Source organism: Lentzea terrae, assembly GCF_003265345.1.
In the GTDB taxonomy this organism is placed as follows: domain Bacteria; phylum Actinomycetota; class Actinomycetes; order Mycobacteriales; family Pseudonocardiaceae; genus Lentzea; species Lentzea terrae.
The window spans coordinates 366,106-377,779 of record NZ_QFWW01000023.1 but is presented as its reverse complement, the minus strand read 5'-3'; the positions used below and the strand labels follow the sequence as shown (position 1 = coordinate 377,779).

12 protein-coding genes are annotated in these 11,674 nt (G+C 68.0%); 5 read left to right on the top strand and 7 right to left on the bottom strand.

Features of this window, described 5'->3' with window-relative positions; translation table 11 throughout:
• The first annotated feature begins 10 nt into the window (after positions 1 to 10).
• Positions 11 to 1,246, top strand: a complete 1,236-nt coding sequence (locus DI276_RS29405; RefSeq protein ID WP_112269191.1) for a glutamate mutase L — start codon at positions 11 to 13, stop codon at positions 1,244 to 1,246.
• Here the strand turns inward: DI276_RS29405 and DI276_RS29400 are convergent.
• Together DI276_RS29400 and DI276_RS29395 are read right to left on the bottom strand one after the other, a co-directional pair.
• Positions 1,243 to 1,461, bottom strand: coding sequence for a helix-turn-helix domain-containing protein (locus DI276_RS29400; protein ID WP_090094945.1), 219 nt, complete (start codon positions 1,459 to 1,461; stop codon positions 1,243 to 1,245). The two genes, DI276_RS29405 and DI276_RS29400, sit on opposite strands and share 4 nt — an antisense overlap.
• Positions 1,461 to 1,937: a DUF2975 domain-containing protein gene (locus DI276_RS29395; RefSeq protein ID WP_112269189.1), complete on the bottom strand. Its 477-nt coding sequence runs from the start codon at positions 1,935 to 1,937 to the stop codon at positions 1,461 to 1,463. Before DI276_RS29395 ends, DI276_RS29400 begins: the two co-directional genes overlap by 1 nt.
• Before the next feature lie 78 nt (positions 1,938 to 2,015).
• Here DI276_RS29395 and DI276_RS29390 point away from each other — a divergent pair, with 78 nt between their 5' ends.
• Positions 2,016 to 2,594, top strand: a complete 579-nt coding sequence (locus tag DI276_RS29390) for a TetR/AcrR family transcriptional regulator (protein WP_232836993.1) — start codon at positions 2,016 to 2,018, stop codon at positions 2,592 to 2,594.
• On the opposite strand, the gene DI276_RS29385 is transcribed toward DI276_RS29390, so the two are convergent.
• Entirely contained in the window at positions 2,587 to 3,111 is a 525-nt protein-coding gene (locus tag DI276_RS29385; RefSeq protein ID WP_112269333.1) for a GNAT family N-acetyltransferase, read from the bottom strand. The two genes, DI276_RS29390 and DI276_RS29385, sit on opposite strands and share 8 nt — an antisense overlap.
• A 10-nt stretch (positions 3,112 to 3,121) precedes the next feature.
• Positions 3,122 to 5,527: a hypothetical protein gene (locus DI276_RS29380; protein WP_112269187.1), complete on the bottom strand. Its 2,406-nt coding sequence runs from the start codon at positions 5,525 to 5,527 to the stop codon at positions 3,122 to 3,124.
• Positions 5,528 to 5,625: 98 nt separating this feature from the next.
• Here DI276_RS29380 and ahcY point away from each other — a divergent pair, with 98 nt between their 5' ends.
• Positions 5,626 to 7,089, top strand: a complete 1,464-nt coding sequence (gene ahcY / locus DI276_RS29375) for an adenosylhomocysteinase (protein ID WP_112269185.1) — start codon at positions 5,626 to 5,628, stop codon at positions 7,087 to 7,089.
• Between the two features lie 50 nt (positions 7,090 to 7,139).
• Positions 7,140 to 7,598: a hypothetical protein gene (locus DI276_RS29370; protein WP_157985022.1), complete on the top strand. Its 459-nt coding sequence runs from the start codon at positions 7,140 to 7,142 to the stop codon at positions 7,596 to 7,598.
• Here the strand turns inward: DI276_RS29370 and DI276_RS29365 are convergent.
• Genes DI276_RS29365 through DI276_RS29360 form a run of 3 tightly spaced genes read right to left on the bottom strand, consistent with a single transcriptional unit; the run spans position 7,582 to position 9,370 of the window.
• Positions 7,582 to 7,833: a DUF397 domain-containing protein gene (locus DI276_RS29365; RefSeq protein ID WP_112269181.1), complete on the bottom strand. Its 252-nt coding sequence runs from the start codon at positions 7,831 to 7,833 to the stop codon at positions 7,582 to 7,584. The genes DI276_RS29370 and DI276_RS29365 overlap by 17 nt on opposite strands.
• Positions 7,733 to 8,587, bottom strand: coding sequence for a helix-turn-helix domain-containing protein (locus tag DI276_RS50285; RefSeq protein ID WP_157985021.1), 855 nt, complete (start codon positions 8,585 to 8,587; stop codon positions 7,733 to 7,735). Before DI276_RS50285 ends, DI276_RS29365 begins: the two co-directional genes overlap by 101 nt.
• A 54-nt stretch (positions 8,588 to 8,641) precedes the next feature.
• On the bottom strand, positions 8,642 to 9,370 hold the full coding sequence (locus DI276_RS29360; RefSeq protein WP_112269179.1) for a dienelactone hydrolase family protein: 729 nt from the start codon (positions 9,368 to 9,370) through the stop codon (positions 8,642 to 8,644).
• A 200-nt stretch (positions 9,371 to 9,570) separates the two neighbouring features.
• Between DI276_RS29360 and DI276_RS29355 the strand changes: the two genes are divergently transcribed.
• Positions 9,571 to 11,568: a TerD family protein gene (locus tag DI276_RS29355; protein ID WP_112269177.1), complete on the top strand. Its 1,998-nt coding sequence runs from the start codon at positions 9,571 to 9,573 to the stop codon at positions 11,566 to 11,568.
• Positions 11,569 to 11,674: the final 106 nt, after the last annotated feature.

Below are 11,674 nucleotides of genomic sequence, written 5' to 3'. Positions count from 1 at the left end.
AGCTTGCCTCGTGATCCTCTGTCTCGACGTCGGTTCCACCTGGACCAAGGCCGCTCTCGTCACGCCTGAGGGCGAGCTGGTCCGGACCGGACAGCACCCGACCACGCCTCCCGAGGTGCTGCGCGGCATCGACGCGTTGCGCGCCGACGTCGGTGACGGCGAGATCCTGGCGTGCTCGTCGGCCGGCGGTGGGCTGCGGCTCGCGGTCGTCGGCCAGGAACGCGTCGTGAGCGCGGAGGCCGGCTACCGAGTCGCACTGTCTGCGGGCGCGAAGATCGTGCACGTCAGTGCGGGTCCGGTGGATGTGCGAGCTTTGCGGGCGTCTGCTCCCGACCTCGTGCTGCTGGTCGGCGGCACGGACGGCGGCGACCAGTCCGTCCTGCTGCACAACGCCGCGAAGCTCGCCCGCGTCGCCGTGCCGATCGTGCTGGCCGGCAACGTCGAGGCGCAGCCGGAAGCGTTGCGGCTGCTGGCTTCGCGCACGGTCGTGGCCTGCCCGAACGTGCTCCCGGACGTCGGTCAGCTCGCCCCGGAACCGGCCAGGCGGGCAATCCGTGCGGCCTTCCTACAGCACGTGATCGGCGGCAAAGGCCTCTCCCGCGGTCCCCGTTTCCGCCAGCTCGTGCGCGCCGTGACACCTGACGCCGTGTTGGCGGGCGTCTCGCGGTTGGCGGCGCAAGACCGTGAGGGCGCCGTGCTGGTGGTGGATGTCGGCGGCGCGACCACGGACGTCTACTCGGCGGTGTCCACAGCGGACAGCGAGGGTCTGGAACGGACCGTCGCGCTGCCACCAGACCGCCGCACGGTCGAGGGCGACCTCGGCATGCGCTGGTCCGCGCCGGGCGTGGTGGCCGAAGCGCTGGCCGAACGCCTCACGACCGAGGACCTGTCCGCGGAAGCCCAGATGCGCGCGGAGAACGTCGGCTGGCTGCCAGACGATCCGGCGGTGGACGTGCAACTGGCGTCGTTCGCGGCGATCTTGGCTGTGCGCAGGCATCTCCGCCAGGTCGACGGCCAGCTCGGACCGCACGGCGCGGGCCTGCTGGTGCTCTCCGGCGGCGTCTTCCGGCACACACCGGACATCACGCCGATCGTGGAGGCGCTGCGCGGTGACCCGGTGCTGCGCCCTGTCCTGCGCACCGCCGAGATCACCGTCGACCGCGACTACGTGCTGGCACCGGTGGGCCTGCTCGCCGAGTCGGGGCGGCTCGAAGCCGCCGACCGACTGGCGAAACGACTGGCCTAGGAGGCTTCCTCGTCGTCGACGAACTCGAGCAGGTCGCCGGGCTGGCACTCCAGCACCCGGCACATGGCTTCGAGGGTGCTGAACCGCACGGCCTTCGCCCGCCCGTTCTTCAGCACGGCGACGTTGGCCGGCGTCAGCCCGACCTTCTCCGCGAACTCGCCGACGCTCATCTTGCGCTTGGCCAATTCGACGTCGATGCGCACGACGATGGCCATCAGATCACCGCTTCCATGTCCGCACGCAACGTCGTGGCGCGCTGCAGCAGCGCCCGCATCACGATCAGCACGAGCCCGAACACGGTGGCCCCCGTCGTCAACAAGAACAGCAACATCGGCGCGCCGGGGTCGTCGGCGTTGAAGCCGACCCAGAGGAACACCCCCACCAGCACGACCCATCCTGCCGCAACGGCCCAGACCATCACGTTGACCCACTTGATCGCGGCGTCGGTGAAGATCAGATCCTTGCGCACCAGCGTGAGCAGCTTCCACGTCGCGACGATCACCACCTGCACGCAGATCACCCAGAAGATCGAGATGATCGCGCCGGGCCAGATCAGGGGATCGTTCGGGTTCTGCTCCGCCATGTACCGGAACTTCCCCGGCAGGGACAGCGTCTCGAACACGACGAGGATCCCGAACAGGATCACCAGGAAGACCCGGAGGGCGGTCACCGCCCAACGCTCAGCAATCATGCGATCGAGTATCGGTAGTGATCTATCGAAAGTCAATCGGTAGTGATCGTGTTGCAACAGGTCTCTACAGTGAGCGGCGTGGGACTGCGTGAGCGCAAGAAGACCGAGACCCGAGCGGCCCTCTCGACCGCCGCCCTCCGCCTGGCGCTGGAGAAGGGCGCCGACAACGTGCGAGTCGACGAGATCGCCGAGGCGGCGAACGTCTCGCCGCGCACCTACAACAACTACTTCGCGAGCCGCGAACAGGCGATCGTCGCGGGTATCACGGCCTCCCGCGCTCTCCATGTGTCTGCCGCGCTGCGCTCGCGCCCCGCCGACGAGCCTTTGGTCGAGTCGATCATCTTCGCGTTCGCCGAGCAGTACCGCGAGCCGCCGACCGAGGCTCTCGCGCTGATCACGTCGACACCGTCGTTGCGCGAGGCCTACCTCGACTCCACGTCCTCCATGGAACCGCCGATCGTTGACGTGATCTCGGAACGCACCGGCAAGGACCCGCTCGGCGCCGAGGTGCTGGCCGCGGCGGTGTCTGCCGCCGCACGGATCGCCGTGCAGCGCTGGGTGGATCAACGCCCGTCGGGCCTGGTCGTGGTGTCGGAAACGTCCATCGAGGACTGCCTGCGCGAGGCGATCGGCCACCTCGCGCCCGCCCTCACGTGAGCTCGTCCTTCAGCACGCACATCAGCAGCTCGTCGTGCCACTCGCCATCGCGGTGGAACGCCTGCCGCAGCCGCCCGTCGACCTGGAACCCGAGCTTCTTGTAGGACTTGATGGCCCGCTCGTTCGCCTCCACCACGGTGAGCTCGATCGAGTGCAACCGCAGCGTGTCGAACCCGTACCGACAGACCCTGCGCAACGCGTCGGTGCCGTACCCGCCGCCCCAGTGGTCCTTCTCGCCGATGTAGATGTCGACCTTGGCCCGCGCGTTGATCGGGTCCGCCTCCCGCAACGCCACGATGCCGATGGACTTGCGCTCGTCCAGCGTCTCGATGATGAGGGTGACCTTGTCGTGCGAGTTCTCTTCGCGGTCGGCCAGGCGCTTGCGCAGGCCCGCCAACGACTCGTGGAAGTAGGCCTGCAGCCAGCGCATGACCTCGTCGTCGTTGTGCCAGCGGTAGAGCGCGTCGGCGTCCTCGGGTTCTAGGGGCCGCAGTCGGACAAGATCTCCGGTCAGCATGATGCGCACATTAGGAACCACCCAGCGCGTCCCGCGACCGAGTTTCCGGCTTCCGCGCAAACGGCAACGACGGCGCCTCAGGTGCGTCAACCTCCAGCAACCCGGCCGCAATGGCCACCGCCCGATCCCACTCAGGATCCGACGTGTAGTCCGAGTGAGCAGACACCCCGGACCGCCACCGTCGCCCAGGAAACGGCCCCCGCTGCGGATCCGGCAACCAGTGATCGCCCCCGAGCACCAACGCCCCGGTGGGCCCCCGCAACGCCGGCGCCAACGCCCCCTCGGACCCGTCCGGCCGATACCCGACGCCGAGCAGCATCCCGTCGAAAACCTGCCGTCGCCAAGTCATCACCGCGCCACCCAACGGATCCGTGCCGCGACACAACGCCCGCCACCGCCCGTCCAGCCCGCCGGCCAACCGGGCAAGAGACGCATGCGGCACCACAGCAGGAAACGCCCGCGGATAGGCCCATTGCAGCTGCGACCCGGCAGTGACCAGCCCGATCCGCTCACGATCGTGCGCCGGCAGATCCTCCAACAACCGCGCCGCAGCAACAGCAACCAGCAACGACCCCTGCGAATGTCCACAGAGGACCACGCGAGTGCCGGGGTCACGCAAGTGGTCCTGCACGCGAGAAACCAGCTCCGGCACGACCTTCAACGCATAGCAAGGCGGCACGATCGGGTGCGCCTCACGCGGCCAGAACTGCGCGATGTCCGCGATGATCCCGAGCCGCCGCCCGGACTCCGGCTGCCGCGCCGCCAGGTAAACGGCCCGCAGCAGCGAAACGGCGAGCAAGCCGAGCACGCCCACGCCGAACGCCTGGAACGGCACGGTCCAGGACGGCAGTGCCACGTTCTGCACCCGCAGCAACGAAGCCAGCACAGCGCCGACCACCAGCACAGAAGCGATGTTCAGGATCATGTGGTGCCCGTGGTTGCGTTCCCAGCGCGCCCACCACCACGCGCGCGTCGCCGCGCGGAGGTCACGCATCCGGCCCGAGTGCAGCAACGACGCCTCGCGCGCCCACACCTTGCCCTTGCGGAACGCCCGCCACCGCACCGCGCCGGTGAACGACGCCACCGCGAACGTGGTCAGCAGCGCCAACGCACCCGCCACACCCCACAGCAGCGTGATGTAGGCGTACCCGTCCGGCAGGTCCAGGTCGGAGCTCAGCGCCTTGCGCACCGGCAGCGCGACCCCGGCCCCGAAGCCGCCGCCCAAAAGACCGGCAATCGCCAGGACAGGCGCCGCGAACCAGCCACCGGCCCACGGTCGCAACTCACGCGGCGACGAGGCCCACGACTTGCGAGCCAAAAGCGCAGCCGGCACCAACAAGACCCCGAACAGCACGAGCACGAACGCCATCAGCAACGCCACGAACTGCACGGTCACGTCCGCGCCCGGCACCCGCAACGGCAGCTGCTCCTGCAGTCCCAGCGTCGTCAAAACCAAAAGCGCCGAAAGCACCAACAGCGCCCGCCGAGGCCGTCGGCCCAACGCCGCCCGCAACCAGCGGCCACCGCGATGAGGAGCGCCACCGGTCGGGTCGTCGAGCAGCAGCACACCGAGCACCGACAGTCCGATGAACACCAACGCGACGACCCACGCCACCGTGATCGCCACACCCATCGACCCGCTGGCAGTGAGCTGCTTCAACGGCCCGCCGAGCGCGATCAGCGACGCCACCGCGAGAGCCGTCACGACGTGCAGCGACCGCAACGCCGGGGTGTCCGGGTCGGTCGCGACGTGCGCGCCGGGCAGTCCCGAGGCGGGCTGGCGTTCCTCGTCCTCCGCCTCGGCGATCTCCCGCCGCTCGATCCGCCACTCGACGTGCGAGATCCGGCGCATCACCGCGATCAGCACGACGATCGGCAGCAGGCCGAGGAAGGTGCGGAACCAGGGGAACAGGCGCACGTCGGTGGGAATGCTGGTCAAACAGTCAGCACCCGGCTGGAGGCACTGTGCGGCGAGCAGGTCCAGGCTGACCACGGAGACCTGCGCGACCAGCAGCGCCGTCAGCAGCAGGGCGAACACCCGCAGCAACGACCGCAGACCGAGGCCGAGCAGGTGGGCGGCCAGGTTCCGCTCCGGGACGGGAGGCAGCATCCAGTGCGCGACGTTGGCGATGCTGAACGGGAAGAGCAGCGCCCATGTGGCCTTGGCCACACCGCCGGACGTCATTCCACCCCACAGGTACCCCTCGACCACGCGGGTCACCGGGCGTCCCTCCGTCTGCAGCACCGGGCCCGGCGCGGGCCTGCGGAGTCTGTCGGCGGGGCGCACGATGCGCCCGAGCCCGTCTCCCGCAACGTCCACGGCCGCGACGGCGTCGACCAGCGTCTGCGGCGTCGTGCCCTGCACGCCGTGCACCCGCAGTTCGACGACACGCGTGTCCGGGCCCGCAATCAACACCCGAGACCTCCCTCACCCAGCGTGGGGGTCATAGTGGTGCATCAGCGGGCGGTATGGTCGGACGACACCCTCTCTGAAGTGCCTTGGAGGACTTCGCAATGACTGCGGACCGCTTGCAGACCCGCAACGGGATCGACTTCGCCGTCGCCGATCTCTCACTCCACGAGTTCGGCCGCAAGGAGATCCGCCTGGCCGAGCACGAGATGCCCGGCCTGATGGCGTTCCGCCGCGAGTACTCCGGCGTGTACCCGCTCAAGGGTGCGCGCATCTCGGGCTCGCTGCACATGACCATCCAGACCGCCGTGCTCATCGAGACGCTGGTCGACCTGGGCGCCGAGGTCCGCTGGGCCTCCTGCAACATCTTCTCGACCCAGGACCACGCGGCCGCCGCCGTCGTCGTCGGCCCGTACGGCACGGAGGAGGAGCCCAAGGGCGTCGCCTGCTTCGCCTGGAAGGGCGAGACGCTGCCGGAGTACTGGTGGACGTGCGAGCAGATGCTCACGTGGCCGGACGGCAAGGGCCCGAACATGATCCTGGACGACGGCGGCGACGCGACGCTGCTCGTCCACAAGGGCGTCCAGTACGAGGCGGCGGGCGTGGTCCCGAACGCCGAGGACGACGACCCGGAGGAGTGGAAGATCGTCCTCGACACGCTCCGCGCGTCGCTCGCCAAGGACGGCAAGAAGTGGACGAACATCGCCGAGGGCATCCGCGGCGTCACCGAGGAGACCACGACGGGCGTCATGCGCCTGTACCAGCTGGCCGCCGCCGGTGAGCTGCTCTTCCCGGCCATCAACGTCAACGACGCCGTGACGAAGTCGAAGTTCGACAACCGCTACGGCATCCGCCACTCGCTGATCGACGGCATCAACCGCGGCACCGACGTCCTGATCGGCGGCAAGGTCGCGGTCGTCTGCGGCTACGGCGACGTCGGCAAGGGCTCGGCCGAGTCCCTGCGCGGCCAGGGCGCCCGCGTGATCGTCACCGAGATCGACCCGATCTGCGCTCTGCAGGCCGCCATGGACGGCTACCAGGTCGCGAAGCTCGAGACGGTCCTGCCGATCGCCGACATCGTCATCACGACGACCGGCAACAAGGACGTCGTCACCGTCGAGCACATGGCGCAGATGAAGCACCAGGCGATCCTGGGCAACGTCGGCCACTTCGACAACGAGCTCGACATGGCCGGCCTTCAGCGTTACCCCGGCATCCGCAAGAACAACATCAAGCCGCAGGTCGACGAGTGGATCTTCCCGAACGGCCGCACGATCATCGTGCTGTCCGAGGGCCGCCTGATGAACCTGGGCAACGCGACCGGCCACCCGTCGTTCGTCATGTCGAACTCCTTCTCCAACCAGGTGATCGCGCAGATCGAGCTGTTCACCAAGCACGAGGAGTACGACAACGAGGTCTTCCGCCTGCCCAAGGTGCTGGACGAGAAGGTCGCCCGCATCCACCTGGAGGCGCTCGGCGGCGAGCTGACCAAGCTCACCAAGGAGCAGGCCGAGTACATCGACGTCGACGTCGAGGGCCCGTTCAAGCCGGAGCACTACCGCTACTGAGCTCGCTTTGCCAGGGGCCTCCCGCGCGCGTCGCGGGAGGCCCCTGTTTCATGTGCGCTGTGGGATTCTTCGGCACCTTCGCCTACGAGCACGGCTCATGGAAGACGCTGTCCGAGGGCGAGCTTCCGCCGCTCGTCGAGCCGTTCCTGTGGATCGACATCCACGACAGCGACATCGCCTCGGTCGTCTACGCGCCTCACGGCCCCGGCACCGGTGTCGCTTACCTCGGCCTGACGCCGCGCACCTACTTCGAGAACGACAACGCCTCCGACCCCACGGACGTCCTGCGCGAGGCCGCAGGGCTGGCCGCGTGGTGGGCGCTGCACAACACCGGTGACGCCCCCGCCAAGCAGGCGGAGATCCTCGGCTACCTGGCCGAGGACGAGAACCCCGACGATCTCTCGTTGGACGAGGGAGTGGACGTCGAGGACGTCGACGTGTTCGTCGAGATCAAGACGGCGCGGTTCCTGGAGTTGCTGGACCTGCCGCTGCCTACCGAGCTTCGATGAACCCCTGCCACGCCTCGACGCTGAACTTCAGCTCGGGGCCGGCGGCGTTCTTGGAGTCACGCACACGCACAGCCTGGGCAAACGCCACCTCGACGCATTCCTGACCCCCGTCGGTGTTGCCGCTGTAGCTGCTCTTACGCCAGGTGCAGTTTCCGGCCACTGAGGTCCTCCCGCGATCGGCTGGCGAGATCCGCCACCATCGACCGCGATTGTTCCTCACTGAGGGCCAGCGCATCCAGCCGCGCGAAGATCGACTTGCACATCTTGACTCCGGCCAGGTCCTGCACGAACACCATCGCGAGGTCGGACTCCGTGTAAGCGACGCTGCTGCGTTTCTCGTACTCCCACAGCACGTACGGAGCGTCGAAGATCCCTGCTGCGCCAATCGAGGCGGGCACGATCCGGATGACGTGCGTGTGGAAGAGCAGCCTCATGAGCTGGTCCTCCATGACCTCGTCACTGCCGACTTTGAGCCGCAGCGCATTCTCGTGAACGTAGAAGGTGCAATGCGGGCGATTCGGCCGCTGGAGGATCGCCTGCCGTTCCATCCGGAAACGGACAAACGTCTTGATGTCCTCTGGACTGACCACCCCACCGATCTCGAAGTACGCCGTCGCGTACTCCTCGGTCTGCACCAAGCCCGGAATGGCCGTCAGGTTGTACGTCGTGATCTTGTCGGCACTCGACTCCGCCATCGTCACCGTGCGCAGGTTGGTCGGCACTTGCACGAAGTAGTGGTCGAACGCTGACCGGTACCGGCTCAGGAAGTCCTCGATGAACGTCTGCGGACGTCCGCACCGGCCCAGGTACTGGATGATGTCGATCTCCGTCGCCCGCACCTTGCCGTGCTCGATGTTGGAGACCTTGCCCGGATCCCACCCGAGCATGCGGGCGATCCGCCGACCGCGGAACGTCGTGTAGCGCTCCCGCACCTGGCGCAGTTCGTCGCCGAGGTCGCGGCTGTACGGAGTCGACGGATCGCCGTTCATTGCTCCGACGTTAGGCGATGGAGCAGAAACAACACCGTGCCCAAACGGGTGGAATTACCTGAGGTGCCGGGCGAAGAACCGGTTCGCGGATTCACCTTCGAACGCCGGTATTCCGGTATGACCACCCATGTTAGCGTGCAACGTCTTCTCCTTGGACGCGAACGCATCGAACAGATCCAGCGCCATCTGCCGGTCATTGCCCTCGTCGTCCCACTGCAGCAACACAAGCAGTGGAATGGTGACCTGCCGCGCCTCTGAGAACGTGCTGCGCGGCACGTAACTCCCGGCGAACAGCAGCGCGGCCGAAATACGCGGCTCGACCACCGCCAGCCGGACGCCGATGGAGATCACCCCTCCCGCGATTCCGACCGGGCCATCGTTGATCTCGGGTAGCGCGAGGAGGGCGTCCAGAGCGGCCTGCCATTCCGGCACGGCCTGGTCGACCAGGGGGAGGACGAGCCGCTCGACGATGTCGTCCGAGACCGGTTCGCCGGCCTGAATCGCCTTGAGCAGTTCGGCACGGGCAGCATCGACGCCGGCCAGCCGGGGGCGGTCACCGGCGCCGGGCAGCTCGATGGTGGCCGCGGCGTAGCCCTCCGCGACGGTGCCGAGAGCCCTGGCCGCCAGCCGCGGGTACATCATGTCCAGTCCGCCGGGGTGGCCCATCAGGACCAACGGCGCCGGTGCGGACCCGCGGGTCCAGAGGATGCCGGGGACGTCGCCGACGGTGAACCTGCGCTCGAGAACGCCGTTGTCGAGGCGCTGTTCGGAAGTGAAGTGCATGGAGGTCGTGCCTTCCAACGGGAGTGAACGGCGCTCCCGGACGACCTACCGCCCGACCGTGACCCCGCAGGGGAGCACCCATGTCGAAACGTTCACGGGTACCACCTCCTCGGTCTCTCGCACGGTCGCCGGAAAAGTAGCAACGGGCGCCTCGAAGTCGCCAGCGTTTTTACGGTTGACGTGCGGGTTTTACTGGCGAGGTGCGGACGACCATCATCAAGAAGACCCTGCGCGTGCCCCTGTCGGACGGCGCAGCGGGCGATGGCGGCACGACCGCCAGACAGCTCGACGCCGCGCTGCTGAAGGTCGGCTTCAAGGCCTCGCGCGAGCTGCTCGAGCACGTTTCGAACCTCGCGGACGCGGTGGAGTACGCACACGACGTCGTCCGGGCGGTCAAGGAACTGGTCGGCGCGCAGGCCCAGCACAACCCGTACTTCAAGGACTTCCCGCACAACGTGCCGGACACCGTCGAGTTCTGGCTGGAGTGCCTCTTCGACCTGACCGAGTACGGCCGCGTCCAGCACTCGTACGAGGAAATGCTGAAGGCGCACGACGAGCTGATCCCGTCGCTCAAGGACCGCGTCACCGTCCTGCACCTCGGCGGCACCCTCGACGAGGAGATCAGCCGCCTCTACCTGGAGCTCGCGGCGAGCCCGATCCCGCTCGGCGAGGACGACCGGGCGTTGCTGGGCGAGCTCGCGACGCAGCGCCTCGACCTCGCGCCGGAAACCATCCCCACCAGGGAGAACCGCGCGATCCTCAACGCCGCGCGCCTCGTCGCGCAGCGGCCGTTGATCGAGATCGACACGGTGACGGACGTCCTGCGCCTGGCGGCAGAGGCCTCCGGCGGCGACGTCACGTTGCGGGAACCGACCCGCTTCCGGTCGTTCCGCAGGCCGGAGCGCCGCGCGCTGCTCGCCGCGTTGAACGAGGTGGCGCCGAGCAAGTTCGGCGACGTCAACCAGCACCGCGAGGCGTGGAAGCGGCTGGGGGAGCGGCTGCACCCGCACGAGCACCCGTTCGAGCAGGCGCAGGACGTGTTCGCGGTGGCGCGCAAGGAGAAGACCACCCGGTCGTTCGCCGGCCAGGTGGAAGTGGCGTTCGCGGAGAACGATCCTGACCTCGCGCTGCGCATCCTCTCGAAGGCGCCCGGCCTACTGCTGCGCCAAGTCGACCGGCTGATCCGCAACGGCGCCGCTGGTGTCGCCGAAGCCGTGGCAGTTGCCGTGCCCGACGTGTCCGGACGCGTGCTGGTATCGGTGCTGGAGCACCTGTCAAACCGCGAAAAGCCAGACACCGCACGGGTTTTCGCAAGCCGCAGCCGCAAGGTCTGGATCGCGGACGACGACCGCCCGCCGCTCGATCCTGACGCCGTCAGTGCGATCGTCGCGGTGGTGGAGGACGAGCTGGTGCGCAGGCTGCCGGACTTCTCCGCGCTGACCGTCGACCAGGAGGTGCTCGACGTCGTCGTGCCGATGTCCGGCACCGCCACCGAGGACGGCTTCGGCGTGCTGCCACGCGGTTCGAAGCTGCGGCTCGAAGGCGATGTCCTGCGGTTCTTCGTGCACTGGCGGCAGAGCTCCAAGCGCACCGACTACGACCTGTCTGCCGTGTTGCTGGACGAGAACTTCCAGTACCAGGGCCAGGTGTCGTGGACGCGCCTGACGGACACCGGCGCCTTCCACTCCGGCGACCTCACCGAAGCGCCGAACGGCGCGACCGAGTTCCTCGATCTCCATCGGGACGTGGTCACCGCGAAGTACGTCGTGCCGCAGGTGAACATCTACGCCGGCGAGGGGTTCGACGCTGTCGCCGAGTCGACGTTCGGGTTCATGACCCGCGACCTCGACCAGCTGGGCAAGCCGTTCGAACCCAGCACGGTGCGGGCGCGATCGTCGATGCGCGGCAAGGGAAAGATCGCGTTGCCGATGATGTTCGAGCGGGAGGGCGACACCTGGTACGGCACCTGGCTGCACCTCTACCTGCGCGGCACCGCGTGGGGCAACCGGGTCGAGGAGAACCGCGACTTGGTGCGGCTGATCGCATCGGCGGCGTTGTACCGCAGGTACTTCACCGTGCGCAGGGTGGTGGAACTGTTCGAGCGCAAGGGTTCCACATCGGACGCTCCAGCGATCCACATTGGATTGACCCGCCCCGGCGTCACCGTTGCGGAACTGGGAAACATGCTGTCGGACTGAGGGTTTCGCTGCTAACGTGGCGCACGCGAGGCCATGAGAGGGCTTCCTTCTAAATCCGGAACCGGAATGGTCTTCGGACCGCCGGTCTATCAGCCCTCTCGCTCTC

Excerpts from the sequence above, each read along its gene's own strand:
- DI276_RS29395 (WP_112269189.1), bottom strand. The coding sequence starts at position 1,937 with ATGATTGCTGAGCGTTGGGCGGTGACCGCCCTCCGGGTCTTCCTGGTG.
- DI276_RS29400 (WP_090094945.1), bottom strand. The coding sequence starts at position 1,461 with ATGGCCATCGTCGTGCGCATCGACGTCGAATTGGCCAAGCGCAAGATG.
- DI276_RS29360 (WP_112269179.1), bottom strand. The coding sequence starts at position 9,370 with ATGCACTTCACTTCCGAACAGCGCCTCGACAACGGCGTTCTCGAGCGC.
- DI276_RS29370 (WP_157985022.1), top strand. The coding sequence starts at position 7,140 with ATGTGCGCTGTGGGATTCTTCGGCACCTTCGCCTACGAGCACGGCTCA.
- DI276_RS29365 (WP_112269181.1), bottom strand. The coding sequence starts at position 7,833 with ATGCGCTGGCCCTCAGTGAGGAACAATCGCGGTCGATGGTGGCGGATC.
- ahcY (WP_112269185.1), top strand. The coding sequence starts at position 5,626 with ATGACTGCGGACCGCTTGCAGACCCGCAACGGGATCGACTTCGCCGTC.
- DI276_RS29385 (WP_112269333.1), bottom strand. The coding sequence starts at position 3,111 with ATGCTGACCGGAGATCTTGTCCGACTGCGGCCCCTAGAACCCGAGGAC.
- DI276_RS50285 (WP_157985021.1), bottom strand. The coding sequence starts at position 8,587 with ATGAACGGCGATCCGTCGACTCCGTACAGCCGCGACCTCGGCGACGAA.